Genomic DNA, 26,691 nt, shown 5'->3' with positions numbered 1-26,691 from the left:
GCCGTTTGTGCATCTGGTCCCACTCTTATAGGTCCCTGGGTGGGGTTCGTAACAGCACTGTTTGTATTCGGTGGTCGGATGGCAGTGTTCCGCGAAGAACACGCTCGAGGACCTTGCCGGTGGCGTTGCGTGGTAGTGCGTCGAGGAAGACGACGTCGCGGGGTACCTTGTATCGCGCGAGATTGGCTTTGACGTGGTCGCGGATGTCATCGGCGGTGAGGGTGCCGGGTTCGGTGAGGACGACGAACGCGCGAATTCGGTGGCCATAGGTATCGTCGGGCACTCCGAGACAGCATGCTTCTCTGATCGCGGGGTGCGCGATCAGCAAGTCCGCGATTTCTTGGGGGAAGACGTTTTCGCCGCCGGAGACGATCATGTCGTCGTCGCGGCCGTCGATGAACAGGCGCCCTGCGGTGTCGAAGTGGCCGACGTCGCCGGATGCCATCAGTCCGGAGATGATGTCCTTGTGGCCGCCGCCGGTGTATCCCTCGGATTGGTAGGGGTTGCCGACGAAGATGCGGCCGGTTTCGCCGTTCGGGGTTGGGCGGCCGTGGTCGTCGAGGATCTGGATCTGTACGCCGCGTACGGGTTTGCCGACGCAGCTCGGTTGGTCGGCGAGGTCGTGGGGGGTGGCGATGGTGGCGTAGGCGACTTCGGTGGATCCGTACATGTTGTAGAGCACGGGGCCGAGTGTGCGCTGGGCTCGGGTGGCGAGGTCGGGGCCGAGTGAGGATCCGGCGACGTAGACGATCCGCAGTGCGGACAGGTCCGAGCGAACTTCGCGTTGCCGGTGGTTTTCGATGATGCGCGCCAGCATGATCGGGACGACGATCAGTGCGGTGGATCGGGTGTGTTCGAGGCTGTCGATGACGGTGTGTGGATCGAATCGTCGTCGGATGATCAGTGTGGAGCCCAGTGTGACGGCCAGCATCATGTGTGCGAAGCCGAGTGTGTGGAACAACGGTGGGCACAGGGTGGTGGTTTCGCCGGCGCGGAAGGGGACTCGGTCGAGGAGGGCGCCGATCGGTGCCAGCGAGCGCGGTTCGGGCCTGGCCGCGCCCTTGGGTGTTCCGGTGGTGCCGCTGGTGAGCAGGATGATGCGGGGAGTGACGCCGGGTGCGGGTGGCGGGGATGTGTTTCCGTGGTTGATGAGTGCGTCGAGTGTGTCGTGGTCGGGAGTGTCGGTCCACGTGCGCCAGCGGCCGCGGACCGGTACGAGGTCGTTGAGCAGGCTGCTGGATTCGTCGTCGTGAACGAGCAGGTCGATCTGTTCTCGGTGTGTGACCTCGTGTAGCTGTGGTGCGGCGAACTCGGTGTTGAGCAACACGATTCGGGCACCGCATTTGGCGGCGGCGAAGACGGCGTCCAGGAAACCGCGATGGTTTCGGGCCAGGACTCCGACGCTTTCGCCGGGCCGCAACCCGATGTCGCGCCATCCGTGCGCTATCGCGTTGGAACGCCGATCGAGGTCTCGGAAACTCAGCGTGCCGCGTTCGTCGACCAGGGCGGCCCGGTCGGGGAATCGTGCTGCGGCGGTGCCGATGACGCCACCGAGCATGCCGTAGCTCCGGATCGCCGCGACCGAGCGGCCGATCCGTGCGGGGGTGGTGGGTTGGATCATGCCGCTGCGCAGCAGCGCGGTGAGATAGTGCGTGTGGTCGACGGTGTGTGTCAGGGACGACCGGATCGTGCGGATCATGGTGGTGGTGTTCATTCCGATCCTGTGCGGTGCAGACGGCGGGGATCGACACCAACGCGTTCCCATCCTTCGGCGGCCCAGGGCGCGTAGAGGGCTCGGACGGGCAGCCTGTTGAAGGCTGGGTCCAGGGCGCGGATCGCTGCGGCGTTGCGGTGGAAGGTGTTTTCTTGCCGCTGGGACCAGTCGAGTCCGCATACGCGTCGTAGTGGAGGGGGGAGCGTGCCGGTGATCATGGTGCGGCTGTAGGCGTTGATCGGCGCGGACAGCACCTGCCACAGGGGTCGTGGTATCGGTCCGAGCGGTGGGATGCCCTTGCGGATGTAGCCGGTGCCGTAGACGACGACCTTGGTGGAGGTGAACCGGTCGAGCATGCTGTCCCAGTACTGCACGAATTCGTCGTAGGTGTCGGGTTGGTTGCGGGCGCTGATGCCGTAGAGCTGGTACCAGATCTTGCCTTCCTCGAAGATCCGCACCTTCTCAGCGTGGGTCAGCCGGCGTACGAATGTGTCTGTGTTGTAGAGGATTTGGTCGATAAAGGTGGCGTGTGCCCAGTAGAACAGCTCGGGGTTCAAGGCGTGGTAGCGCGTGCCGTCGGGCATGGCGCCTTTGATGCCGGTGTGGAAGTCGCGCACGGTGCGGCCCCAGATGTGGGGCTCGGCGCTGTAGACGGACTTCAGCACCGGCCGTGCCGTGCGGAGTGCGCGGCCCAGGAAGTCGCCGAAGATGACCGAGTGTTCCGACACGGCTTGTGCCAGTTCAGCGATCGCGTTCTCGGTGGAGGCCAGTCGCTGGAATCCGAACAGTTGCACCCGCACGTCGCCGTAGAACTTCCAGATCAGCGAATCCGGGCCCAGTCGTGGTGAGTCGGCGGTGATCGGGATGTCCACCGGCTGGGGCTCGGCTTCTCGCACGTGCCGGTCGAATCCGAACGGGTCCGCGGAGATCCGTCGCGTGCTCACAGCCGCCGTCCTCGGGGTGCTGTGCGGGACAGGTCGATCGGCAGACCATCGGCGGGGTACGGTCCGGTCAGGTATCCCATCCGTGGCTGGTAGCCGGCGGGAACCGTCCAGGCGAACCGCAGCAGCATCTGGTGCAGGATCGCTTTGACCTCCATGCCGCCGAAGTACATGCCGATGCATTTGTGCACCCCGGCGCCGAACGGCGCGAATTTGGTGCGGTGGTCCTTGTCTTCGCGACGGTCCTCGGCGAAACGGCCGGGGTCGAAGGTGTCGGGATCGGACCACCACGGTTCCATGCGATGCGAGGAGGCCAAGGAGACGGCCAGTTTGGTTCCCGCAGGGATGTAATGCCCGAGAAGTTCTGTGTCGCGGACGGTTTCGCGGGCGAGGGTGCCCACGGGGGAGGACAGGCGCAAGGTCTCCTTCATCACCAGGTCGAGGGTGGGAAGGCGTTCGAGGTCGTCGTAGTCGATGGCGGGTTTGCCCAGGGCGATACTTTCCTCGCGGGCGCGGCGCTGCCACGAGGGGTTCGCGGCGAGGTGGTACGCCATCATCGACACGGTGGTCGTGGTGGTGTCGTGGGCGGCCATCAGCAGGAAGATCATGTGATTGACGATGTCGTCGTCGGAGAAGCCGGCACCGGTTTCGTCCTGGGCCTGGCACAGGACTCCGAACAACGAGGTCCCCGGTTCGGCGCGCCGGGCGGGGAACTGGGACCGGAAGTATTGTTCGAGCACTCGCCGCCCGCGCAGTCCGGCGTGCCAGCGTCCGCCGGGAACGTCGGCGCGGACGACCGAGAGCCCGCCCTGCACGGTGTCGGTGAACGCGCGGTGTAGCTGGTCGGCCTCGGTGCCGAGCGGTGCGCCGACGAAGGAGCTGGTGGCGATGTCCAGGGTCAGTTGCTTGGTGCTCGGGTACATCAGGAATCCGCGGCCGGTGTGCCACTCGTCGAGGAGCCGGTCGGCGGCCTGGTTGATGAGTTCGAGGTAGCCGTGCAGTCTGGTGCGGGTGAAGGCCTGCTGCATGATTCGGCGGTGGTGCTTGTGTTCGTCGAAGTCCAGCAGGATGATGCCGCGCCGGAAGAACGGACCCAGGAACGGTTCCCAGCCCGCGTTGGCGAATGCCTTGTCGCGGTTGGCCAATACTTCGTCGATGGCGTCCGGTCCGACCGCGATCACCAGCTTGGTGCCGAAGGCATTGGTCCAGTGCACCGGCCCGTAGCGGTCGAACAAGCGTCGCTGCAGTGTGAGCAGGTCGTCGAAGACGTTGAACGAGTATCCGATCAGCGGTAGCCCGCCGTCGCCGGAGACGGGGCGTAGCCCGCTGTGTGCCGGCGGTGTGGCGAGGATCTGCCGGCGGACCGGTGCACGCAGCGCCGCGGTAGCGATCGTGCCGGTCGCAACCTGCGTCAGCGTGGTCATCATTCGCCACTCACCTGCCCCTCGATCCGGCGCCGATACTCCGAGCGCTTCGGATCGCGGTTGGCCGCGGCCGCAAGACCATTGGCGCTGGCCCGGCGGAGTGCGGCCTCCCGCACGCTCGACGGCAGCAGATTGGCGACGTCGACCGCCGAGCCCAGCCAGCGCGGCACCACCGTGGCCGCGCGGCGGGTGCGCACGCTGTCGACGATGGCATCGGCGACGGTCTCGGGTGTGACGGTGACGGCTGCGGGCATCGCCAGTCCGGCGCCGAGTTCGGTGCGCACCAGACTGGGCATGATCACGCTGATACTGATTCCGTGGTCGGCCATTTCGTTGCGGACCGCGCCGCTCAAACCGACGACCGCGTGTTTGGTCGCGCTGTACACCGCAGCACCCGGGGTCGACATCTTGCCCGCCAGCGAGGCCACGTTCACGATGTGCCCGCGGCCGCGTTCGACCATGCCCGGCAGCACGGTCCGCATGCCGTGGATCGGACCCCACAGATTGACGTCGATCTGGGTGCTGCTGACCCGATCGGATTCCTCGAGGAACTCCGACAGCGGCATGATCCCGGCGTTGTTGACCAGGATGTCCACGGGGCCGGTGCTGCACTCGACGCGGTTGACGAATTTCACGAACGACTCGGCCGAGCCGACGTCGAGGCCGAATGCCACACAGCGGGATCCGATGTCGGACGCGGCCTGTTCGGCGAGCTGCTCGTCGAGGTCACCGATGGCGACATACGCGCCGCGGGCGGCGAAGGCTTTCGCGGTCGCGAGACCGATGCCGCGGGCACCACCGGTGATCGCGACGGCCGCCCCGGCTGTACCGATGGCGGGATAACGACTGTTAGGGGACATCGTTCTTCCTAGCTGAGAGGGGTGGTCAGAATCCGAATCGGCCCAGTCCACGGCCGTGGATCAGGCGGACGGCGCCGCGGAAAGCCCGGCGTCGTGCCGGTGTGTAAGGGAACCAGTTGATTTCGCGGTCGCCGGTCGGAATCCGGCTGTTGGCTACGACTTTCGTGCGGGTGTACTTCAGCAGGCCGTACTCGCCGCCACGGGAGCCGAGACCGGACCGCTTCCACCCGCCTTGCGGGGCGTCGACGCAGGTCATGTTGATCAGGAAGTCGCCGATGTTCACCGCACCGACCTCCAGGCGGGCCGCGATCTGTTCGGCCTGGTGCTTGTCTTCGGCGAATACGGTTGCGCTGAGTCCGAATTCGGTGTCGTTGGCCAGCCGGATAGCCTCTTCTTGTCCGGTGACGCGCATGATCGGCAGGACCGGACCGAACGTCTCCTCGCGCATGATCGCCATGGAGTGATCGACGTCGGTGAGCACCGTCGGCGCATACCAGGTTCCCTCGCCCTCGACCCGGTGGCCGCCGGTGAGTACCCGCGCTCCGCGGGCGACCGCGTCGCGGACCTGGGCGTCGACGATGTCGAGCTGAGGAGCGAAGGTCAACGCACCGACATCGCTGTCGTCGCCGATCCCGCAGCGCAGCGCGCGGACCCTGGACACGACGAGATCGACGAACCGGTCGTACACGCTGTCTTCGACGTAGACGCGCTCGAACCCCATACAGACCTGCCCGTTGTTCGAGAATCCCCCGTACACAGCGCAATTGGCCGCGCGTTCGAGGTTGGCACCAGCGAGGACCAGGCAGGGATCCTTGCCGCCGAGTTCCAGGCTGACCGGCGTGATCGTGGCCGCGGCACGTTCGAGGATTCGTTTGCCGGTCGCTACCGAGCCGGTGAACTGGACGAAATCGGCCTCGTCGACCACCGCGCCGCCGACCGCGGCGCCGCCGTAGGCTGCTTCGAGAACCGGGGGCGCGCAGATGTCCTCCCAGCCGCGCAGTAATTCGCGCACCGCCAGCGGCGTCACCTCGGAGGGTTTGACCATGACAGCCGCCCCGGCGAACAGCGCCGGCAGGGCGTCACCGATCGTCAGCAGCATCGGAAAGTTCCACGCTCCGATGACGCCCACCAACTGGTATGGGTGGCGATGGAGCATCAGTTTCTTGCCCAGCACCAGGGGCGATCCCGGCCGAATTCGTCGTGTCCGCAGCAGTTTCGGTGCCGCCCGGGAGTAGTAGTCGATCAGTTCGACCAGCAGCGTGGTTTCGAGCATCGGTTCGTTGCGGACGCGGCCGCCTTCGTCCGCGCCGATCTCGATCAGACGGTCGGTGTTGTCGACGATCCACTGCCGGTAACTCTGGAGCCATTCGATCCGGCTTTCGACACCGATGCGTTCCCATTCCGGTTGTGCGGCCCGCAGCCGAATCGCGGTCTCGGCGATATCAGCCGGACGGTGCAGCAATAGATCGGCGATGTGGGTTCCGTCGGACGGACGACGCACATGGATGAGACCGGCTGTGTCATCGAGGCGCGGCGGCTGTTCGCTGGTAGCGGTCACGGGTCACCGAACCTTCGACGCGAGAAGCTGCGCCCCACGCAGTATTCGGCCCAAGGGCACGCGAATCGCAGCAGGCCACCTGCGCACCGCCACCATCCACGGGGCCAGCGACACGGTGAACACGCTGCCCAGCGCCCGCCCGGCCACGTCGTAGTCGCGGTCGCCCAACGTCACCGACCCCTCCAGCTCGGCGAAGCCGGTGACGAAGACGACCTTGTTGCCACCGGGGGCCTGCTTCACCGCGCGCTGCGCGGCATCACGACGGGTGAAGGTCAGATCGACGGAGCCGGCGGCGTTGCTGTCGGTCAAACGGAAACGGTGCACGTAGGCAACGCCTTCGACAGTGCGTTTCTCGAGGACCTCGAAACGGCCCGTCGTGAATTGGGTGAAGGTGGCGCCGTCCACGGAGATCGACACGAACGGCAATGGTTCGCCCTCGGTGATGATGCCCCCGGCCTGCACGACGATGCCCTCGGGGCCCGCGACGGGCGACCAGTACCAGTTCCAGCCGTTGACGAAGACCGGCGGATCGGGATCACCGAGATACGGCTCCAGCCACCCCAGGGTGCCGAACAGATGCTCGAAGTAGCCGTGCCCGTGCACCGGATACTTGTCACCGCCGATCGCGACGGTGCCCGAGATCGTGGACCGGTACACCACATAGTGATTGAGCTGGGAATCGATATACCCCTCGCGCTCCGGCGCGATATCGGCGCTGTAGACGAGGTCGACCTCGATGTTCGCGCCATTGGTTGCCTGCCCCTCCAGATGCAACTCGAGGTCGGGGTAGGCGCCCCGCAGATAGTTCGGGCCGTTGCGCACGTCGAGAGCGGTGCAACTGCTGCTGATGGTCCCGGGCCGCAGCGGTCCCGTCCCGAAATCGGCGAAGATCCCCGCGTGCGGCGAGATCAGCAGATGCCGGCCCTCCTCGATCACGCCCTTGAACAACGAGAACACCCCGACCAGAGCAAGACCGTCCAGCGGCGTGCCCGGCGCCTCCAGCAACGCGTTCGCATACCACCACTCCACCGGATGTTCCCAGGTGTCGGCCGCTTCACCGACCACACCCGCATCCAGCGGCCGTGCCACCGAAATCACCACCATGCCTCCTTCTGATATTCCGTCGTTTCAGTTCTATTCATTGGTTCGAGGACATGGCGGTGCAGACCATCCAGGGGCCTCCGATGGCGTACACGCCGTCATGTTGGCCGCCATCTCAACCGGCGGACGGGACACATCGAGTCCTATGCCCTGCGCAAAAGCCTCGGTATGCACAGCGTTTCCTTCGAACACGGGAGCTGCAGCGCGAGCATCTCCACTGATCACATCATCTGGTACAGATGCGTGCCAGATAATCTGGTACCGTACTGTGCCAGAGCTGGGTGGTGGAGTCAAGACCGACCAAGGAAGCGAATGCCGAGGACGAGTAAGCAGCGGATGTATGCGGGCGAAACCGGCGACGAACGCGTCGGCCGGAGGCGGACCGCACTGCTCGAGGCGGCAATCGCCTTGATCGCCGAGCAGGGTTGGCCCCAGCTCCGGATCGACCGAGTCTGCGAAGCAGCCGGCCTGAACAAGCGCTACTTCTACGAAAGCTTCGCCGATCTCGATGCGCTCGCCGCGGCTGTGATCGAGCAGCTCGCCGACGAGGTCCTGGAATTGGTCGTGGTGGACGATCTGTCCATTCCGACCCCGCTGCTCGTGCGGACCATGGTCGAGAAGTTGGTGGATCGCGCCGTCGCGCACCCGGCCAGAACCCGTGTGCTGTTCCGGGAGGCCGGTTCCAACGAAACTGCCTCAGTGGCCCGGACGGCCGCTGTGCAGCGGATCATCGACATCCTTGTCATGGACGCTCGAACCGTGCAGGCGACCATCGATCCCACCGTCGATGTCGCCGCGTCCATTCTGGTCCACGGCAGCATGAGAACCCTGCTGGATTGGCTCGACGGCCGCGTGGAGGCAACCGCCGATCGGTTCATCGACCAGCTCGCCACGGTGTGGCTGACGGTAACCAGCCAGACGCGAGGAATCGAATCTCCCAATGCAAAATAGCCTTCAGGGGTTGGACGGCCCCGAAGCGCGCTGACACCTCAAGCCCTGCCTATTCGGCGAGTGCGCAGCCCAGAGCTGCCAGGTTCTCGTCGCTACCGTGTAGTAAATCCGCTGCATCCCGGACATCTCCCTCTACGGCATCATCCTCCCGCGCGGTATCGTCCCAACTCGGTGGGTCTTCCCAATCAGCCGTCTGTCGTCCCTGAACGTCCGCGAATCGCAGACCAGCCAACCGGTTCGACGCAAGCCATGAGCGGAATGCACACCCGCACGCTTCGTGCCATCGACAGGACCGTCTGATGCGGCTTCTCGAGGAATGTGACCGGGTTCGAACGTGGCGTCACCGACATCGACAGCCTGGCCGTCCAGCTTGTCCGGGGTGACGAGATCTGGTTGCCCATGTTTTGTGTATCCTTCAGGGCAACTGGAAAACGCCTGGTCATCGCGGATTCCTATTCGATCTGACGATCCCCCGGCCGCCGGTACGGACCGGTTTCTGGTCCCATCTTCGATGTGCCCACGGCGGGGCGTGTCGAAGATGGGAACGGGGATGGCCTGCGGTTTCCAGGTGGGCGTTTGGTGATCGAAGCCGATTATCAGTTATTAGGCGTGTGGTGCCGCCGTCTTTCTGGGCCGCTTGCCATCGTGCCACTTGAGAATTGGCCTGCTTCTGGGCAAGTTCATCGCCCTCGGGTTCGTCGAGACACCGGGTTCGAGGGTTCGATTCCTGCTGTCGCCCACCGCTCGACGGAGGTGGAGACGGCAGGCGACCAGCGAGGCGATGCGACGTCAAACTGGAGTAGTCACCGACGATCGCCACGCGTTGAACGCCGCATCGTCGGACCTTGAAGTACGAGAGCCCCGAGCGTCTCGTGCATGCGGGGCCAGCTTCTTGACGATTTGCGACACGACCAGGAAGCGCGCAGCCTATGACGATTGCGGCGTCGCGGTGGTGCCAATGTAGTGGGGAAACTGGGCCATTTCCGGGTGGCCCTCGGTGATGCACCGGGCCTTCATCTGGTCGCGAGCGGTGCGCGTGAACGACACCAGGGCTCGTCCACTGCGGAGTGCACCCGCCGGACGTTGCAGATGGCGGGAGACGATCACATGCGTCTTGCCGGCACCGGGACACGCCTGCCACGAATAGAGGTGCGTCGGCGTCGATTGCGTGCTGCTGTTCGGCTTTGGCGTGTTCGATGGCCAGGCTCACTGGGTCGGAGCCTGTTCCTCAGCGGTCGTGATGTACTTGATCGCCTCTTGCAGGTAGCCGGGGATGGTGAAGGGACGCTCAGGTTGCCGAGTAAGGATGTCGGCCAGTTCCTGCGCGAAGCGCGGTTTCGAAACCTTTGTGACCTTCGCGGGCTTGTCTTCGTCATCGGGGTTCTTGTCCGGATCGAACAAGCCTCAGAACGCTCGGGATGGATCGTCCGATTCCAGGATCGTGTCCCAGCGATGTTGAGACTGGGGATGACAAGCGAGGAACGCGTCGCGGAGGACGCCCTCGTTGCTGGCCTGCCACAGTTGAGGTTCGAGTGATCGTTCACCTGCGAAGACACCCAGCCGTTCACGGCCGTGCCGCTCTGCTTCTGCGTCGTAGTTGACGATCCGCTGCGGATCGTCTTCCCCGGCTGCCCGGTCGGTGTCCGTGATCAAGGCGATGCGTTGGGCAATACGAGAATCCCCCACGGGGGTCAACAGCAACTTCAGGTAGGTCGGGAACCCGACGCCCTCGACCAGCAGCATGGTCGTGCCGTGGAAGCGTTCCCACGCTTGACGGGCCGCAAGAACGTCCGCTGGCCCTGCATGGTCGGCCGGAGCCAGAACGCGCTCAGCGAACGCCGGCAGCAAGAGAGCTTCTGACAGTCCCTCGACGAGGATCGCTCGCGGCGCATAAAGCAGGGCGTTACGGGTCACGTCGAGAAGCCGGTCGAGATGGCGGATTTCTTTACCACCCTCCGCGCTGATCGCCCACACGGTCGAAGAGAGCTCACCCTCGCAAACCGTCTTACGGCTACTCGCGAGCTGGGCCGAGGAAACGCGGCCGGTGACCTGAGACCACTCGCCGCCGCTGCGAAAATCGGCTGTCTGCCGATGACACAATCCAGCTCGCTTCCTCTGCCGTGGCTCCAGCTTCGACCACAGTGCTGGACAGCGATCAGCACCCGGCTCTGGACTCGAAGGGGTCCGGATGTGTCAAGGAGACGCTGGTGATGATCCGACCGCTGTAAGCGGGTATGTCTCACTGTTCATCAGCAGCTCGTAGGACTTGCATCGGTCGCTCGGGCTGTACAGATCGGTCTTGACCAATAGCTCGTCGGCGCCGGTGGCATCGACCAGCGCCTGCAGCTGCGGCAGCACAGTCGAAATACCCCCGACGAACACGCCGGTCAGTTCATCGTCTGTCTTCCGATTCTCCGCATACCCATGTGCCTCAGCTGTTCGAGGACTGGGTAGCTGTATCGGTTTGCCCTGCCGTCGCCGGGCGATCTTCATCCTCAGCGAACCGGCCAGCCACTGAGCTTGCTCGTCGCTGTCGGCGACAATAACCGCCACACTGATCGAGATCCGCGGAGTCGGGCATATCGATGACGGCTGGAACGTTTGCGAGTAGGTTCGAACCGCTTCAACGGTGTTCATCGGCTTCAAATGGTGGGCAGCGGCGAACGGGAGCCCGAGGCTCCCAGCGATCCGGGCGGTGTAGTCGCTGCTGCCGAGCATCCAGATCTCAGGTCTGTTGCCTACCGCAGGTACCGCCGCCGCGCGGCCGCGTGCGTCGAAGAGCGCGAGTAGTTCTAGAACCTGATCTTCGAACGATTCGGCCGTACGGTCGTGCTCGCTGCGCACGCGATCAGCGATTGCGCGAGGTCCGCCAAGCGCACGTCCGAGTCCGAGGTCTATACGTCCGGGATGGAAAGCCTCCAGAGTGCCGAATTGTTCGGCGATCACGACAGGAGCGTGGTTCGGCAACATCACCCCGCCGGAACCGACCCGTATCCGCCGGGTCACCGAGGCGACGCGTCCGGCAATCACGGCCGGCGCCGCACTGGCCACCCCTGACATGCCATGATGCTCGGGCACCCAGTACCGATGGTAGCCGAGGCCGTCGGCCAGCTGTGCCAGTTCAACGCTGTTGCGCAACGCCGTGGTCGCGTTCGATCCCTGGGTGATGGGAGCCGTGTCCAGAACCGAGATACGGACCTCCCGGAGAAGATTCATCACCTGGCCCACCTTCCCGCAACGTGGCTCCGCGCTGACCGAGTCCCGCCGACATTCCGCACTCATCAGCTCGAATGGACGGCCTCCGACGCGATCTTGTGATCGATGATCGGGGTTATCGCGCCGGATACCCCGATGGCACCGATCGCCACTCCGCCCGCGCGGATGAGCACCCCGCCACCGTGTGGCACGAACGGATCGCCAGAGGACACGGCCCCGGGCAATAGATGACCCGGGTCGTTGAGCGGGGCCATCTGAATAGTGTCGAAGCCGACTGCGATCGCGGCCGCAGCTTTGTGTTGGGCGGAGTGGATCGTAGGCAGCGAGACACGGGGCATCCGTGCGAATGCGACCAGCTTGCCGACGGCATCGACCACTGCGATCGTGACGGTTTCCCCGTGCCCGGCCGCAGCGCGGCGCGCGGCGGCAACCACGGAATCGGCCCGCTCGAGCGAGATCGTCATGGTGTCCAGAATGCCGTATGGCCGGTAGAAGTTCGGCCTTGTAAGCGGAAAGGTCGCCAGTTCACCGGAGTGCACCGCGGGGACTACAGATCGGCCCGAGCACCACCTGGGTCCAGCCCGCCGGTGCCGGTGCTCACCGGAGCCGCTGAATCCGGCAGGTAGCGCCGCCGCGGTGCCGATGTCCTCGACTTGCGCCTGGGCGAGGAATGGATCCCCAGACCAGACTCCGCCCAGCGATCATCGGCTCGCTCTTCGCGGGTGAACTCTGTCGGTCTCCTCCGGCCGGGACGGGATGGCGCGGGCCCTGCGTCTTGCCGCTCGGCGGTCATTACCGGCGCGCCTGAACCATCGCGAGTTCTCCCCGTCGGGCAGCCCGCAACCACCGCTGTCCGGAGTCGATACCACGCCGGATCTTGCGCACAGCGGGTATCTGGGTGAGTAGGTGTCGCTGGTAGCGCCACGGCATTTGTGGACCGTGCCGAGCCGCCATCGCATAGGCGAACTGCACGGCGCTGCGGTCGAGATACCGGTCGGCGTGTTCGAACCAGATCATGCTGGTACGGGCGGCGGCCTGGATCGGGCGCAGCGCGGCGCGCCGCTGCGCGTCGTAGTTCTCCAGCGCGTCGGCGACCTCGGCATGTTCGTACAGGCTCTGTGCGAGCACGACGGCGTCGACGATTGCCAACCGGGTGCCCGAGCCGATGGTGAAATGCGTCGTGTGCGCCGCATCGCCGAGTAGCACCACATTGTCGTGATACCAGGTCTTGTTGGTGATCTCGGGAAAGCGGCTCCACCTGGCGGCCTCGCCTCGCGTCTTGCTGATCAACGAGTGACCGTCGAGAAGGCGCGCGAATATGTTTTCCAGAACACGCAAGTTCTCCGAGTTGTCCAGGGAATCGAATCCCAGTCCGTGCCAAGTCTGTGGTTGGCACTCGACGATGCAAGTGCTGATTTTTTCGGCAACCGACGGGTAGGCATGGAACCAGATCCAACCGGCCGAGGTGTGCTCGAAGGCGAAGGTGAATCGGGTGAAGACTTTGTCCGTACCGAGCCAGATATATCGATTCTCGCCGAGCGTGACGGACGTGCCGAAACGAGGATCGCCCAGCTGCCGTACCCGGCTGTTCGCGCCGTCGGCGGCGACGATGAGATCGGTGTCGATGAAGCCGGACAGATCGTGGACCTCTTGCCCGTGCTGGACATCGACGCCCAAGTCACTCGCCCGCCGGGAAAGTACGTCGAGCAATGCCGCGCGCCCCATGCTGAACCCGTAGCCCCCGAAATGTGCGGTCTGGTCGTCGCGCACATGGATTGCCTGTTCACGCCATAGAACCGAGTCGGCGCGCACCGCCTGGGCGCTGTCGGGGTCGTTGCGATACAGAATGTCGAGCAGGTCGTCCCAGTACACGACGCCCCAGCCATAGGTGGACCCGAGGGGATCGCGGTCGATCACCGTGATGTCATGCGCCGGGTCGCGCCGCTTCATCGAAATGGCGAAGTACAACCCGGCCGGCCCGCCACCGACACACACAATCTTCATCTCGTCACCGGTTCCAGCCGATTGGTCGAACCTGGCTGCACATGATCGGTACTCGATGCAACCGAGCCCGGCACGCTGTGCGTGTCCGGGCTCGGTCACCGGCGCTAGAAGCTGCCCCAGCCACCCCAGCCGGGTGGGTTGAACCAATTCCACCAGCCTGGGCCGTTACCCCAGCCGCCGCCGTTACCCCAGCCGCCGTTACCCCAGCCACCGCCGTTACCCCAGCCGCCGCCGTGGCCCCAACCACCGCCGTTACCCCAGCCGCCACCGTTACCCCAACCGGGGCTGTCGACGAGCTGGGTTGCGGAGGTAGGCGTCGTTGCGCGCGCGCTGGGCGCTTGCGCCGCGGCTGCGACGACCGGAATCGCGGCAACAGCGGCTATACCGGTGGCGGCCGCCAACCGTGCGAACTTCGTGTGTGAATTCTTTCTCTCGAACATGATAGGGCTCCAGATACAGTCCCGACCTAGTTGAATCGTACGCTGTTTCGTCACACTCCAGAAGTCGCGCATTGGCAAATAGGTGCAAAAACGGGGAGGTGGTCGCTCAGTGCCCTCTCCGGAGCAATTTGCGAGGCAATTGCGGAGTCGAAACAGTGCCAACGGGTGGCTCAGCTGCTGGGGATCGAGACGCACCACGACCTCGGCTACGACACCCCGGCCACCCGCGCACCAAGGAATGGGCCTACGCCGGACTGGTCTTCGTCTACGGCGGCGCCGCGGCATCGCATCTGGCCGCCGGGGACGGCTACGACAAATCGGCCATGCCCCTGTTCTTCGTGGCCGCCACCTTCGCCGCCCGCGGATGGCTGCCGCAGGGCGCATCCACTGCCGCCACACTGCGCGCACTCGGGACCACCGGGCACCGCCCTCAGACCCGGCCAGCTCGTCGGCAGCACCCACCTGACGATCCTGCACGCCGGGAACCTGCGCGCCGCCGGGGAGGGCGAGGAATGGATCGCCGCGGTAGCGACCTGGCGCGACGCCCCCCTATTTCAGCGACGCCGAACGCGTCGCGCTCGCTCTGGTCGAAGCCGTCCTGCAACCGGCAACGCACGGGGAGTGGGTGCCCGATGAGCTCTACGCCCTCGCCGCCGAACACTACGACGACAAAGCGCTGGCCACTCTCGCCATGGCCATCGGCCAGGTGAACTTCTTCGTCCCGCTGCCCTCATCGGACAGCCGCTGCCCGGCCGGCCCCAAGCCGAGCAGTGGTCTCCCGTATCGGCCTGACAGCCCGGACATCGGCTGCGGGCGTGGGGCGAATATCGCCCGCGCCCGCAACCGCCTGCCGACTCGGTCTCGTACTGCTACTCGCATTCGCCGGCCATGACGTTGGGTGCCGCCGGGAGCGGTCGGCGTCCAGTTGCCGCCCCATTCTCGTATCTCCGGCGATGCCGGGTTCAGGAGATCAGCTACAGGAAAGCAGCGATTCGAAGGCGCTGTGCAGGTCGGACTCGTCGAAGATCTCGAGTGCATCGTCCGATGCGGTGTGACGCCAGACGACGTAATGAGCAGCCAGATATCGAAGATCTCCCCACGGTTCCTGCGCGTGGACTCGCGCCAGCACTGTTCCGCAGCGCAGGCATTCGAGCCACGGGACGACGAGCAGGGCCGTCAGGGCAGAGTCCGTAAGGCCGATCCGGGCTGGTTGGACCGGTGCCGACCGATCATCCGCGAGCAGCCGGATGGACGCTTCATCATCGGAATCTCGTACGCACGTAGTGATTTCGTCGTGGCGGGCCAGCCGCTCACCCCATTGCTCGGCAAGTACTTCGATTTCGGCGCGTGTTCGGTCGCTGATGGGCACCTGCTGCTCGAGCAGCCGTCGGGTCAGCATCCACAGCCCTGCTTCCTGATGGCCGGACTCGCGGCAGGCGCGGAAGTTTTCGGCGTCCTCGGTCGAGGGCAGCAACGCAGCCAGTCGTTCCCAGAGGTCGGCTTCGTATGCCGCGTAACGGCTATCGCTACCCACCGGCGCGACCGTACTGGACAGATCCGTGCACGCTGGTTACCACCCGTCCGGTGCTCAACGGGCGAACGCACTGAACTGCCGCATACCGCACGCTCGTCGATCGTTCAGTTCGAATGCTCGGTCGGTAGATGCGGTGCTTCGTCACAGCACCGCCCGACCCTCGACCAGGTAAGTCCGGAGAACGTAGCCGCCGCGTCAACTCCATGAGTATGCCCCGACGTCATTCCAGCGCGGTGAAGGTGAACTCATCGAGGATCCGGCCTCCGTTCCGACGGAGCAGAGCCCATACACGAGATCGTCAGCGGCGGGACGGACCACGCGGTTCGTGACCGCCGGTACGTGAACAGGTTCCTGCAACGGCGGCTGCGGCGGGATGACCGGCGCGATCACCCCTGCCGCCCCTCTCAGCAGCAGTGCCAGCAAACCTTCCGACGGGATCACAACTGCCGCAAAGCGGCAGCTATGTCGGAGATAGTTGCAGGTCAAAGTGAGTTTCCACTGGTCGCCCACGCTGTGTGCGAGTTCGCTCCAACATGCGCCTCGGGAACGTGTCACGACTGACGGAGATCTGTGCGCGAGAGGGGACTTGGTTACGAATTCGGGTCACCGATGGGGGTGATCCGTGCGGAAGGCACCTCTAATGTAGGTCGCTGACTGGTAACAGTCAAGTTGATTCTCGGTCTGTGGTGTGAAAGTGCCAGGGATGATAGAAGTTTCGCAACCCTGTGGAAGTAGCTGGATGTATCGTTGCGTGGGTGGACCCGTTCGCGCGGTTTGTGCCCTTGGTCCTGGCGCGAGTGCTCTTATCTGCGACCGCAGCGGGGCGTGATCATCGGTAATCCCCCTGTTGGCAAATATCTGGGCTGGTGAGGCACTGTTAGTGCGTTGATGGGCGGGGCGGGGTGGTTGTGGCGAGGGGGTGGGGTTCTCGGGTGAGTGCGGTGAGGGCGGTGGCGATGTCGGTGAGATCGGCTTTGGTGTAGGTAGTGGTGGGGTTGTGGTGGCCGGCGTATGCGTGGGCGGTGGCGTGTCCGAAGGTGCGTTCGACCCAGGTGAGAGTGGTGTGGCGGAGCCAGTGGGTGCTGATGTGTCGGGTGGCGACCCAGGGGAGGTGTCGGCCGAGGCGGTTCCAGAGGTGGTCGTAGCGGCGGGTGGTGACGGGGTTGGTGTTGCGGTAGCGCAGGAGTTGTTGGTCGGGTGGGCTGTATCGGTGGTGGGCGTGGTGGAGCAGGTGGTGCATGAGCGTGGGGGAGACGGGTTGGTAGCGGTCGGTGTTGTTCTTTTCTCGGAGGTGGATGAGGCAGTGGTGTGGGTCGAGGTCTCGGAGGCGCAGGTTGAGAGCGCCCGCGCGGCGGCACGCGGTTTCGATGTGTAGACGTAGCAGCAGGGTGTCGAGTTCGGCGTCGTTGCCGGTGAGTGCTGCGGTGTGGCAGATCTGGGCCAGTTGTGGTGAGGGGATGGCGTGGCGGTGGGAGGGCGCGCGACGGGGGAGGGCGAGAGTGCGGGCGGGGTTGCGGGTCGGGTGGATCCAGTTGTTGCGCTCGGCGTAGCGGTAGAGGCAGCGTGTCGCGCTGACGAAGTGCTCGCGTGCGCTTGTGCCGTTTCGGGTACTGGTGTGGTGGAGGGCTTCTCGTTGGACGCTGCGGGCGCGGTCGTGGAGTTCGGCGACGGTGACGGTATCGAGTTGGCGGTGTGCCCAGGTGGTTTCGAGCCAGCGTAGGTGGGTGTCATAGGTGCGGAGAGTTCCTGGGGTGAGGGTGGTGCGCAGGTGGGGAACGGCGTCAATGAAGGTCGGGGTGGCGGCTGTGGTGGTGGTGAGGTCGGTGGGGGTTATTGCGAGTCGGTGGAGCAGGATTCGGGTGGCGTGGAGGGTGGCCGGGTCGGTGGTCATGGTCAGGGCTCCAGGTGGCGGTGGTCACCGAAGTGGGCGTGTAGCGAGGAGGGTGGGTGGATGGCCAGGAGTTGGTGGCGGGGGTATCCGACGAGCAGGACCTTGTCACCGACATGTAGGGCGACTTCGCGGCGCCGTCGGACCCGGACGCGGAAGTAGCCGGGAGCCATGACTTCGGCGGCACCGAGTCGATCGGGAACGACGACGAGCAGGGCCGTGGAGGTCGATCGGGTGCGTAGGCGGGTACCCGGTGACCAGTCCAGGGCGGTGAGGACGGCGCGGTCGTGGATACGGCCACCGTCACCGACGACGCACATGCTGTAGGCGGTGTCGGGATCGACGGGCGCGGCGGTCGGACGAGGCCCGCCGCGCAGGGCTTCGATCAGTTCGTCGATCCGGGTCGAGGGCGGGACGAGCGCGGGGATCACCACACGAACCACCCACCGAAAGCATGGTATCCGTGCCGAGGCGGTGATGGATCGCGTCGATGACGAAGTGCGGCAGGCTGATGCATGTGCGCCTCCGATCGTCGTGCCCTCGCTGGTGCCCGTCGCCGCGGTGGTGTGGGCTGCCGGCGCGCAGTGGGCGGGGGCCGTTGCTCGCGTCGACGCGAGTCCGGTAACCATCAAATTATAGCTATTCGCTATCTTTGGGGTGGGTGGATTCGTGGGGTTGGGTCGACTTGTCGCGCAACGGCTGTGAGCTGGGCGGCGGGGAAAGGTGAATGGGCGCGGGTGTCCTGTGCGCTACGGCGGAGGTCGACGGGGCCGTCGGCGAGGCCGCAGGCCGGTTTCACCGGGGTGGCCATGAACGTGAACGATACGATCCGGTACACACGGGGCGAAACTCACTGGCCATTGACAATCCGGGGGCGACGATCAGGGCCGGGCCCAGGAATATGAGTCGCGCGCGGTTGTGGTTCAGATCATGGCGTGCGCTCATTCAGACGGTGATGCCCCGCTGCGGAGACCGACAGCCGACCGCAGCCGCGGCACGTCGCTGGTCCTCGGCTGCCTTTCTCGGATGTCAAAGGGTGGTGTCTCCGATGCTGCGGGCTGCCACATGCGGAGGGGATTTCGCTGGTGCTGTATAAGACACGGGTGCTGGCGTCATCTTCGGCCGTAACCCAAAGTCCTTTGCTGATGTCGACGTTTCCGGCTTCGCCCAGGCCGACTGGATGACACCGCCACGTTCCCGATCTTCGGGGCCGGGGATGTCGGTCTGCGACGGCTTCGCGGAAGAAAATCGGCAAGGCACCCGAGCACTGCGCGAGCGTCGCGGCGTCGACGATGGTCGGGGTGGAACAAAGCGACTCCAACGGCCAGACCGACGTAGAAAAGACTGAGAACTTTCAGCCCGTAGCACGCCTCGAACCTCACCGAGTCATTCGGAAATGACCTGGATCCGTGTCCTCGAATCCGCACTGGCAGTGATGGGGGTGTCCAGGATCGGGCCCTGACCTGCCGTAAGCCTTCGCGGTAGCGGAGGCTGTGGCCAATCTGCCGATTAGTGATTCGGTGTGTGTCGCAGAGTTGGGTTCGCCGTGCCGCCGGGGGTCGTGCGCTGCGTGCCGTGCACTGACGAGGATCATCCGCGCCATGAGCCGGAGCATTCCGAAGCCTGAACATGGGAACGGGACAACCTGCGGTTTCGACTGGTCGGCTGATGTTCGAAGCCAACTATCAATTAGCGGCGGGTAACGTCGCTGTCTTGGCGGGCTGCTTGCCATCGTGCGATCTCGTGAAAACATCGGCCTGCTGCCAGGCGAGAGCCTCGCCGTCGGTTCCGTTAACGGCTTCCACAGCCGCTGTCGGGTCGCCGTAGTAGTCGCGCCGTGTGCTCACGCGGAAGTGTTTGTTCGTAGGCGTCACCGATCTCGCATCCAGTCAGACCCGATCGGCCATGGCCCAGTTGGGCTGCCATGGATTCCATAGCAAAATGGCAGACGCAAGTTGAGGGATAGGTTGCCGCGTCGGCTGTGGCCTTCCTCTCGCTAGTCGAGGAAGTAGGCGGCGACCTTTTCATCGGAATCCAGGATCTCGTCCGGAGCCACGCCGAGTTCCACCGCTAGCTCGACCGATCCGACGAGCGCGACCTGCACGTCGGGCGAGAAGGCTCGTTCGAGGAGCCCGAGATAGTCCGACATGCTCTGGTCCAGCTTTTCCAGTATGGCCTGGTACTCCGCGGCGAGTTGCTCGTCGAGCGTGCGTTGCTCGTCGAGGTAGCGCTCGATCAGCGCCGCCTCTCGCTTCGTCAACGACGATGCGACGGCCTTGTACAGCACAGTGCCGACTGTGGTGCCGAGGACAGCGCCGAGGACCGGGATGGGGATTGTCGCCTGGCCGAGACAAGCGCCCAGCGCGCGTACTGCGGCTTGCAAGGCGATGAGCTCGGAGTTCTCGATGAACTCGAGTTCGTCGATCTGGCCCCGGCGCAGCTTGTTCGCTTGTTCTGCGATGCTGAAGGATGTGGTGACGATCGAGCTGGCGACGGCTGCGGAGGTCGCGGTGAAATTGGTGAGCGCGTAGATGCTCAGTCCTCGAACGCCGCCCGTGCTGAAACCTGAGCCGGTCTCGCCGGCGAGGTCGATCCAGTCGCGCTCGCTGAACTCACTGAGCCGCTTGCCTTCCCGACGCTTGGCGACAACGGCCAGTACGAACGCGGTCGCGCCCGCAGTCGCGGCGGCCGTGAGTGCGGCCGTGCCTCCTTCTCGCAGCGTCGGATGGCTGCGCTGGTAGGCATCGTCGCGCAGGGACCGGTCCGTGGCGTGGAGCGAGCCCTGTTCGGCCGCCATGGTCGAGGTGTAGACATCGCGCTGCACTTCGTTGTACTCGAGCGTCGAGGGCTCGAGCGATTCGAAGCCGACCGATCTGTCTTGGAAGAACGCCTGGACCCGCTGCCAGTCTCTGAGGGAAGGTCCGTCGCCGCTGCGTGACAGTAGCTTGCCCGCTTCCTCGGGCGACAAGGCATGTAGCCGCTGGATCACCTCGAAGTGATCACGCGGGATCTGGTATTTTCCGCCGTTGCGCACGTATTCGGGATACTTCTGGAGGTGCTCGGCGATCGCGCCCAGTGAGAAGCGGCCACCCGCTGCGACGAATTTCTGCTGGATCTCGACACTTCCGCGCATCAGGTCGACGGGTCCGTTGTCGTTGACCCACTGGTAGACGGCCTCGTGGCCGAGGATCTGCTTTCGGGCGTTGCCGATCCCGACCTCGGCGATCTCGGCGATGAAGCCGTGCATGCCATGCTGTCCGCCGCGGTTTGCGGCGACCACCTCGAGGTCGATCTTCTTGACGGCTTCATCGACGCTGGTGAGTGCGTCCCGAAGGTGCTCGTCCTGCTGGCTGAGCGCGCTCAGAAGGTTGTCTATGCGCAGCTGGTTGAGATAGCTCACCCAGGAAGCAACGGCCTGCTCGTGGGTGCCCGTGACGAACTCGGCAGCGTCACTCACTATCGGCATCCTGCTCGATGCGCATGCTCAGCATGGTCGCGCACGACTTCGTGTTGTTCACCAACGTAGCGAGTGTCGACCGCTCGGCAGGGGCGAGCGCGTGGAAATCGGCGCGGAAGTGCACCAAGGCTTCGCCGTAACTCTTTACCAGCCCTTCGCGCAGCGAGGTCGTCCGCTGGAGGAGGTCGTCGATCTGAGCATCCATGCCTTCGACGAGGGCGGTGTTGTGCTTTATCGCAGTCAGCGCTTCGTGCTTCGCCTCTCGATTCTCGAACTTCTTCTTCGCGAACAGGGCGATCGACGCGAGTAGGGTTGCGCCCGCGATTGTCCAGCCGATCGGGCCGGCAAGCGCGAGCAGTGTGGCGCCTGCCGCAGTGCCGCCGCCACCGGCGGCCAGCGCGCCGCCACCGAGCCACGCCAGTGCTGCCTGGCTGGCTGCCGCCCCGGAAAGAGTCGAGATCGCGGTGCCGGTCGACGCTGTCCCGAAGGTGGTGGCGACCCACATCGCCGCCGACGGTGCCAGGCCCGCTACCGCGGTGCCCGCCGCGAACCCGGCGCCGGCGCGGGCAGCCGACAACCGCGCCGCTTCCAGCTCTTTCTGAGCGAAATCCTCCGCGTTCAGGAACCGTTTCCGATGTACCTCGATCTCGTCGAAGTCGGTATCGAATGATTTCGGGGTGTTGGCGATGCTGTTCACCAACTGCTCGACCAGCTCGATCAGGTCCGTCGAACGTTCGCGCTGACGCAACAGAGACAGGCCCCTGTCGGCCATCGCCGTGAACACGCCGTTGTATTCCGCTACGGCCACTTCGTAGGGGTCCGGCCCTTTCTCGGTCAGCTTCTCGACCCTGCCTCTGGCAGCGTCCTTGACGTGGCCGACCTGCCCGGCGAACTGCGATGAAGCGGTTCGCGCCGCCTTGCCGATACCGTCGACGGTCCAGCCGATGCCCTCCTTGGCTTTGCCTACGTTGAGCTGTTCTACCATCGCACCCCTCCAAGACCATTGCGGCTCAACAACGTAACGGAGAATATCGACCACATGTGACAGATTGGACGAGATGCACACCCCGATCCACCCACGGCGGCGGCCCCCCGGGGTTGACTCACCGAGTGCCTTTGCCAGTCCGCTCCACGGCTCGCCCCCGTAGGGCTGGCCCCGCCGGGCATACTCTAACGAACGAATCGAGGTACCCACCGCCGCAACAACCCCGACCCACACTCCCGCCACGATCCAAGCGACCCCACCACCAGCAAGCCCGAACCCCTGAGCTGTCGACACTTTCAGCAGCGAACCGAGCCACATCAACCGTCGGGCAGGCTCTGTGCTCCGGAGACAGAGCTGAAGATCGCGGAGACGAGGGTGTTGACGCTGTCGAGTTCGGCGGCACCGGCATCGGCGTCCTCGCTGTCCCGCCTGAACTGTCGGAAGCTGTGCCGACGCTCGCGTCTAGCGAGAAGCTGGACCGCGCGCTCCCGGGAGGCCGTCTCGGCGATGCGGTCGAGCGTTGCAGGTGAGCCACGGCTGCCCGTCGGCGTTCCGGGTCTACGAGTTTCCTTCGCGGTATCGTTCAAAGCCGCCTTTTCCAGCTCCGCCTCAGCCAGTAGTCATTTCAAGGTGGCATTTCATGGCCCAGAAGGGGAATGGTTCGGAACACGGTTGGCCAGTTGCGGGACCGCCGAGCACCTACGATCTGCTTGTCCAAATAGACCTGTTTCCGTAGTCCTGGACAAGCAGCGATATCTGTTCGAGGTGGTGATCGATGAACGTGTCCAGTGGGAACACGCCGCCCCATTCGCCGATGTCTTCAGCGGTGAGGCTGCTTGGGAAATGAATCGACGCTTCATGCGCCGCATCGGCGGGCGAGGTTGGGTCCATAGCGAATTCGTGGGTGAGGTAGTGGATTCCCCAGAAGCGAAGCAACTGGAGGTCTAGCGGGTGCGTCTCGCCTCTCTGTATGTGCCAGGAGATCGGATCTCGATAAACGATCCGGGTGAGTGCGCCGAGATGCGGTACCTGTATGCCGTTCCATCGCAGTTCTCCGCGGAGGAAGTATGTGGCGGCATGCCCGTCACGGGCTTTCGCTACGCCGAGAACGAGAGGGCTGTACTTCTTCAACTGGTCAGGCAGCCCGTAAACGAGGGTGGTGATTATGTCGCAGGGGTTGTAGATCTGCAGATGGACGTCGTATTCCTCGGCCTTTTGCGCCAGCCAGTCGAGCCAGTTGCCGACGAGTTCAGTCCAGTCGTCGTTCTGGGACAGGCATGTCATCACTGCCTTTCTAAATTCGCGCCATTGTCCGATGATTTTGTTGCTGGCGCTGCCTCTGTACTGAACCTTCGCCTCACCCTCGTGGCCGCGGAGAGCTCTGACGATGTCATCGTCGTCGTACAAGCCTGTGGCGAAAGCGCCAGTGGTGTGAATCTTGCTGATCGTCCAGTTCTCTTCGTTGGTGATCTGCGTGAATTTATCTGGCCCTGCGCTTTCCTTATCATCCGAACGGATGGTGGCGCACACATGTGTCAGTGCATCGTATTCGTCGGGATATACGTACTCGGCGCGTTCTTCATCGTCGAGGACTCCGTGACGACACAAATGCGCACACGGCGACTCACCGTCGCGGTTATCGATGCGGCCGAAGGCCAAGTAGAGGGCGTGCGGATAGATGACGATGTCGGAAGTGCCGTCGTAGTCGAGATGGACACCAACGAGATCGATCGCATGTGCGTCTGCTGCCGATCGCACGGTCCACTGCCAGCAGGCATCCCGTTTGGCTGAATCGTCGAACAGGAAGATGACATGTGTTGAGGTGAGCCTCTGTTCGACCGGCTCACTGAGCAGCTCGACCCTCCGCGCTGCTGTCGGGACGCCATCGTTATCCACGGTCAAGCTGTAGCCGCGTAGATCGTGGTCCCACTTTCGAGCAAGGTTGCTCAGGGGCGCCAGAAGTTCCCGCCACTGCGGCTCCAGCGCGACGGCCATCGTTCGAATCCGATGCTGCGGTAGCCCTTTCTCGCGACGCAGCAGTTCGGCATACTTCGTAAGCTCTTGTGCTGTCTCGCGGGCTGACCTGTTCGCCCGTTTCAGCTCGATTACTACCCACATCTGGTGCTGGTCGCGAGCAAGAATATCGATCCGACCGCCAGTCCCGTTGGAGTTCGGCAGCCGGTACTCCTGATCGACAAGGCGCAGGTTAGGTTCCAGGATGTCGAGTCGGTGCGCAAGGAACTCCCGGATGCGCGATTCATGAGGATCTGCTGGCATCGGATCTCCTGCTTGTCGATTCGTGGCTCACAGTTCGCATCGATTCAGCCGGCTTCGATCCAACCGGTTTCATATTTCGTAAGCAGAGGCATAGTGGAGCCCACCTCGCTGGACTGCGCCACGTGTTGCGCGACCGCTCGCTGCCGCTGCAACCAGCCTCTGAAACCGGACCGTTGATGGGCAGCAGCTTCTGCTTGCTCCCATTCACGACTATCCGGACACCACAGACCCTCGTACTGTTGGCTGCGTTGTGCGAGCTCGGCCGCCAACTCACTGAAAGAGATGCCGCCTGGGTTGTCTAGGCGATGCACCATCCCACGGGTCCTTGAACGCTGCTCTTGCAGAACGAAGTTCAGCTCCAGACAGAAGTCACAATGGATGTTGTCGTCGGTCAGCATGGTGGCGCTGAACGCGAGGAACTCGTGGATTCTGTCCAGGGTGTCGTCGTCGAGCTCGTAGGGTTCGGGGCGATGCGCGATGTGAAGCAGCACCAGGCGGGAGCACGTCATGGCATCGGCACGCTGCGGGATGCTGATATCGGCAGGTCGCAGGCGCCGCAGGGGGTGCACGCGAAGACGAATAATGTCGTGCAAGCCACGAAGTTCTAGAGTTTCGCAGATCTTTCTGAGGTCGGTGTCCTCGCGGTCTCGATGCCAGTACCCGCCGTCGTATTCGATGACGAGCGGGTGTTCGCGAGCGCCCACCAGAAACATCATGTCGGCTCGTAGTTCGTAGCGTCCGGCCACCCGATAGTGGCGAACGCCGTTGCCGAGCACAAAGTTCAGGATCGCGAAGATGTCACCTTCGATCACCGACTCACCAGGCGGACTGTCACCGGGTCTCAGAAATCGTCCCGCGCCATACCAACTCACCATACCGACGATAGCGACAACCACCGACATTCCCTGTTACCGCTCGTCATCCAGCATTGATAGTGTACGACAGGTTGTAGTTATCGCCCATCGAAGCACAAGCGATGGCTGCGGTCTTCGGCGCCGACCGGCCAGCCGACCGGCCATGTTTGATCGGGTCCTCGAAGGCGAACGTCGGACATCTCGAAGCCGGCGCGGGCATCGTCGGACTCATCAAGGCAACAATGGCTATCAAGACGGGCCACGTCGGCCAGCGGCGGCCGAAGCGCACGGGCGTACCCCCCTCTACGGCCAGTCGCAGTTCGGCTGCTCGGCTGTCGTCGGTGGCGCTTGTGCCAGTTGCATGGCCACTGGGTTCGCGCGCGTCGATCCGGGTCGGAGTCATGACAACGAACCCACCGTCTTCCCCAGCTGCAGATGCCGAGAAGGACTGGAATGGACCAGTTCGTCCAAGCAATCTGCTATTTCATCGAGGGTGACCGATACGAGCGGCAGATTGTCGGTCCGCAGGGGCTTGCCGAGTTGCTGCCGTTGACACCCGTTCCCTCGGAAGCGCTCACGAAAGGACTGCGGCAAGCGCTGAATCGCGAGCGTAGCAATGTCGGGCGCACAGCATACGCCGACCGCGTGAAGGCCATCCTCGAGGAGTGTCGAACAGTTGGCGTCGCTCGGGGGCTCGCCGATGATCTGGCTGCGTTCACTACCGGTGGCATGCACGACGAGCTGGGCTGGAATGACATCGCCCTCCATGCCTGCCGAGTGCTGGCTACGCACGAAAAGGTTGTCTTCGTGTCCCGTAGCGACCGGGAATTCGGTGCCGCTCAGCTGGATGACGCGCGCGACGAGGGCTTCCGGCTGGTCCTTGTCCCCGACAACATCGCCGGCCGGATCGGAAATCTCACCGACTTCGAGGGCGAACCTCTTTACGACCTCGACGGCTACCGCGATGCCTGGAACGACAGCTTCACCTTCATTTTCGTCGATCCGGCCCGCCTGACTCCCAATGAACGACAGGTCTACTCACTGACCGGCCCCCTACTCGCGGCGCTCGGCATCGTACCCACACGCATCGGAGTCTCCGAGATCCTGATCTCGGAGACCATGCGCCTCAACAGCATCGGACACGAAATTCTCGGCGTCTACGAACGAGCTACCAAACGCATCATCATCCGCCGCGACCAACTCACCGCACCCGCCGACTTCTGCGGCACCCTTCTGCACGAACTCACGCACGCCGGCACCAACACCACCGACGGCACACTCGCCTTCGAGAACGCGCTCACCCAGCAGCTCGGCGCACGGGCAGTGGCGTTGCTGCGCAATACCCGTAGGTAGCCGCTCGTCGCCATTCCCAGGACACGGTCGGCCGCCGAACGACACAAGATAGCCGGTCCCGGTCCGCGCGCCACGGACGTCGGCACATGCTCGGCCGTATGGGTTTCCCCTCAACGGAAGGTATATACGGATTT

General features: G+C 64.2%; 26 protein-coding genes. 5 read left to right on the top strand and 21 right to left on the bottom strand.

Annotated elements, in window-relative coordinates; all coding sequences use genetic code 11:
• Positions 1-25: 25 nt before the first annotated feature.
• The 6 genes from NG1_RS15840 to NG1_RS15815 are packed head-to-tail and all read right to left on the bottom strand — an operon-like array spanning position 26 to position 7,601.
• Complete coding sequence (locus NG1_RS15840; protein ID WP_245659918.1) at positions 26-1,714, bottom strand: acyl-CoA synthetase; 1,689 nt, start codon at positions 1,712-1,714, stop codon at positions 26-28.
• Entirely contained in the window at positions 1,711-2,658 is a 948-nt protein-coding gene (locus NG1_RS15835) for an oxygenase MpaB family protein (protein ID WP_174315467.1), read from the bottom strand. The genes NG1_RS15840 and NG1_RS15835 overlap by 4 nt, the downstream gene beginning before the upstream one ends.
• Complete coding sequence (locus tag NG1_RS15830; RefSeq protein ID WP_062971551.1) at positions 2,655-4,079, bottom strand: cytochrome P450; 1,425 nt, start codon at positions 4,077-4,079, stop codon at positions 2,655-2,657. Before NG1_RS15830 ends, NG1_RS15835 begins: the two co-directional genes overlap by 4 nt.
• Complete coding sequence (locus NG1_RS15825) at positions 4,079-4,939, bottom strand: SDR family oxidoreductase (RefSeq protein WP_062971549.1); 861 nt, start codon at positions 4,937-4,939, stop codon at positions 4,079-4,081. The genes NG1_RS15830 and NG1_RS15825 overlap by 1 nt, the downstream gene beginning before the upstream one ends.
• A 25-nt stretch (positions 4,940-4,964) precedes the next feature.
• Positions 4,965-6,497: an aldehyde dehydrogenase family protein gene (locus tag NG1_RS15820; RefSeq protein ID WP_062971547.1), complete on the bottom strand. Its 1,533-nt coding sequence runs from the start codon at positions 6,495-6,497 to the stop codon at positions 4,965-4,967.
• Positions 6,498-6,500: 3 nt separating this feature from the next.
• Positions 6,501-7,601: a hypothetical protein gene (locus NG1_RS15815; RefSeq protein WP_062971545.1), complete on the bottom strand. Its 1,101-nt coding sequence runs from the start codon at positions 7,599-7,601 to the stop codon at positions 6,501-6,503.
• 165 nt (positions 7,602-7,766) lie between these two features.
• Between NG1_RS15815 and NG1_RS15810 the strand changes: the two genes are divergently transcribed.
• Entirely contained in the window at positions 7,767-8,549 is a 783-nt protein-coding gene (locus tag NG1_RS15810) for a TetR/AcrR family transcriptional regulator (RefSeq protein ID WP_084498954.1), read from the top strand.
• A gap of 185 nt (positions 8,550-8,734) precedes the next feature.
• Here NG1_RS15810 and NG1_RS36740 read toward each other — a convergent pair whose 3' ends face one another.
• The 7 genes from NG1_RS36740 to NG1_RS35670 all read right to left on the bottom strand — a co-directional run bounded on the left by NG1_RS36740 (position 8,735) and on the right by NG1_RS35670 (position 14,209).
• Positions 8,735-8,992 carry a hypothetical protein gene (locus NG1_RS36740; RefSeq protein ID WP_157114078.1) on the bottom strand — a complete coding sequence of 86 codons (258 nt, stop codon included), beginning with the start codon at positions 8,990-8,992 and terminating at the stop codon, positions 8,735-8,737.
• Positions 8,993-9,755: 763 nt separating this feature from the next.
• On the bottom strand, positions 9,756-9,950 hold the full coding sequence (locus tag NG1_RS15805) for a hypothetical protein (RefSeq protein ID WP_062971541.1): 195 nt from the start codon (positions 9,948-9,950) through the stop codon (positions 9,756-9,758).
• A 3-nt stretch (positions 9,951-9,953) separates the two neighbouring features.
• Positions 9,954-10,523, bottom strand: a complete 570-nt coding sequence (locus tag NG1_RS15800) for a toprim domain-containing protein (protein WP_157114077.1) — start codon at positions 10,521-10,523, stop codon at positions 9,954-9,956.
• A gap of 219 nt (positions 10,524-10,742) precedes the next feature.
• Positions 10,743-11,765: an LLM class flavin-dependent oxidoreductase gene (locus tag NG1_RS15795; RefSeq protein ID WP_062971749.1), complete on the bottom strand. Its 1,023-nt coding sequence runs from the start codon at positions 11,763-11,765 to the stop codon at positions 10,743-10,745.
• 65 nt (positions 11,766-11,830) lie between these two features.
• Positions 11,831-12,229 (bottom strand): GlcG/HbpS family heme-binding protein, encoded by a 399-nt coding sequence (locus NG1_RS15790; RefSeq protein ID WP_062971537.1) that lies wholly within the window; start codon positions 12,227-12,229, stop codon positions 11,831-11,833.
• Positions 12,230-12,557: 328 nt separating this feature from the next.
• Entirely contained in the window at positions 12,558-13,769 is a 1,212-nt protein-coding gene (locus NG1_RS15785; RefSeq protein WP_062971536.1) for an FAD-dependent monooxygenase, read from the bottom strand.
• Positions 13,770-13,873: 104 nt separating this feature from the next.
• Positions 13,874-14,209, bottom strand: coding sequence for a hypothetical protein (locus NG1_RS35670; protein ID WP_084498953.1), 336 nt, complete (start codon positions 14,207-14,209; stop codon positions 13,874-13,876).
• Positions 14,210-14,307: 98 nt separating this feature from the next.
• On the opposite strand from NG1_RS35670, the gene NG1_RS38325 reads away from it, so the two are divergent.
• Together NG1_RS38325 and NG1_RS38320 are read left to right on the top strand one after the other, a co-directional pair.
• Complete coding sequence (locus NG1_RS38325) at positions 14,308-14,919, top strand: DoxX family protein (protein WP_309247325.1); 612 nt, start codon at positions 14,308-14,310, stop codon at positions 14,917-14,919.
• Entirely contained in the window at positions 14,835-15,101 is a 267-nt protein-coding gene (locus tag NG1_RS38320) for a carboxymuconolactone decarboxylase family protein (RefSeq protein ID WP_245659929.1), read from the top strand. Before NG1_RS38325 ends, NG1_RS38320 begins: the two co-directional genes overlap by 85 nt.
• A 78-nt stretch (positions 15,102-15,179) precedes the next feature.
• Here NG1_RS38320 and NG1_RS15780 read toward each other — a convergent pair whose 3' ends face one another.
• The 8 genes from NG1_RS15780 to NG1_RS15750 form a co-directional block, all read right to left on the bottom strand.
• Positions 15,180-15,743: a hypothetical protein gene (locus tag NG1_RS15780; protein WP_157114076.1), complete on the bottom strand. Its 564-nt coding sequence runs from the start codon at positions 15,741-15,743 to the stop codon at positions 15,180-15,182.
• An 877-nt stretch (positions 15,744-16,620) separates the two neighbouring features.
• Complete coding sequence (locus NG1_RS38840) at positions 16,621-17,634, bottom strand: tyrosine-type recombinase/integrase (protein WP_062971532.1); 1,014 nt, start codon at positions 17,632-17,634, stop codon at positions 16,621-16,623.
• 2 nt (positions 17,635-17,636) lie between these two features.
• Positions 17,637-18,074 carry a hypothetical protein gene (locus NG1_RS38835; protein ID WP_157114075.1) on the bottom strand — a complete coding sequence of 146 codons (438 nt, stop codon included), beginning with the start codon at positions 18,072-18,074 and terminating at the stop codon, positions 17,637-17,639.
• A 1,553-nt stretch (positions 18,075-19,627) separates the two neighbouring features.
• Positions 19,628-21,097 (bottom strand): hypothetical protein, encoded by a 1,470-nt coding sequence (locus tag NG1_RS15765; protein WP_210750858.1) that lies wholly within the window; start codon positions 21,095-21,097, stop codon positions 19,628-19,630.
• Positions 21,081-22,073, bottom strand: a complete 993-nt coding sequence (locus NG1_RS15760) for a hypothetical protein (protein WP_062971526.1) — start codon at positions 22,071-22,073, stop codon at positions 21,081-21,083. Before NG1_RS15760 ends, NG1_RS15765 begins: the two co-directional genes overlap by 17 nt.
• Positions 22,074-22,390: 317 nt before the next feature.
• Positions 22,391-22,660, bottom strand: a complete 270-nt coding sequence (locus NG1_RS36730) for a hypothetical protein (RefSeq protein ID WP_157114074.1) — start codon at positions 22,658-22,660, stop codon at positions 22,391-22,393.
• Positions 22,661-22,772: 112 nt separating this feature from the next.
• Positions 22,773-24,350 carry an endonuclease NucS domain-containing protein gene (locus tag NG1_RS15755; RefSeq protein WP_062971524.1) on the bottom strand — a complete coding sequence of 526 codons (1,578 nt, stop codon included), beginning with the start codon at positions 24,348-24,350 and terminating at the stop codon, positions 22,773-22,775.
• A 44-nt stretch (positions 24,351-24,394) separates the two neighbouring features.
• Positions 24,395-25,162 carry a hypothetical protein gene (locus tag NG1_RS15750; RefSeq protein ID WP_062971521.1) on the bottom strand — a complete coding sequence of 256 codons (768 nt, stop codon included), beginning with the start codon at positions 25,160-25,162 and terminating at the stop codon, positions 24,395-24,397.
• A gap of 149 nt (positions 25,163-25,311) precedes the next feature.
• On the opposite strand from NG1_RS15750, the gene NG1_RS35655 reads away from it, so the two are divergent.
• The gene (locus NG1_RS35655) at positions 25,312-25,701 is read left to right on the top strand and encodes a hypothetical protein (protein ID WP_281218230.1); all 390 of its coding nucleotides are present in this window, start codon (positions 25,312-25,314) and stop codon (positions 25,699-25,701) included.
• Complete coding sequence (locus tag NG1_RS15745; RefSeq protein WP_062971519.1) at positions 25,658-26,557, top strand: hypothetical protein; 900 nt, start codon at positions 25,658-25,660, stop codon at positions 26,555-26,557. Before NG1_RS35655 ends, NG1_RS15745 begins: the two co-directional genes overlap by 44 nt.
• Positions 26,558-26,691 lie beyond the last annotated feature (134 nt).

Origin of the sequence: Nocardia gamkensis NBRC 108242 (assembly GCF_001612985.1) — a bacterium.
Classification (GTDB): domain Bacteria; phylum Actinomycetota; class Actinomycetes; order Mycobacteriales; family Mycobacteriaceae; genus Nocardia; species Nocardia gamkensis.
Note: the sequence above shows the minus strand (reverse complement) of the source record. Positions and strands in the feature narration are given on the sequence as shown.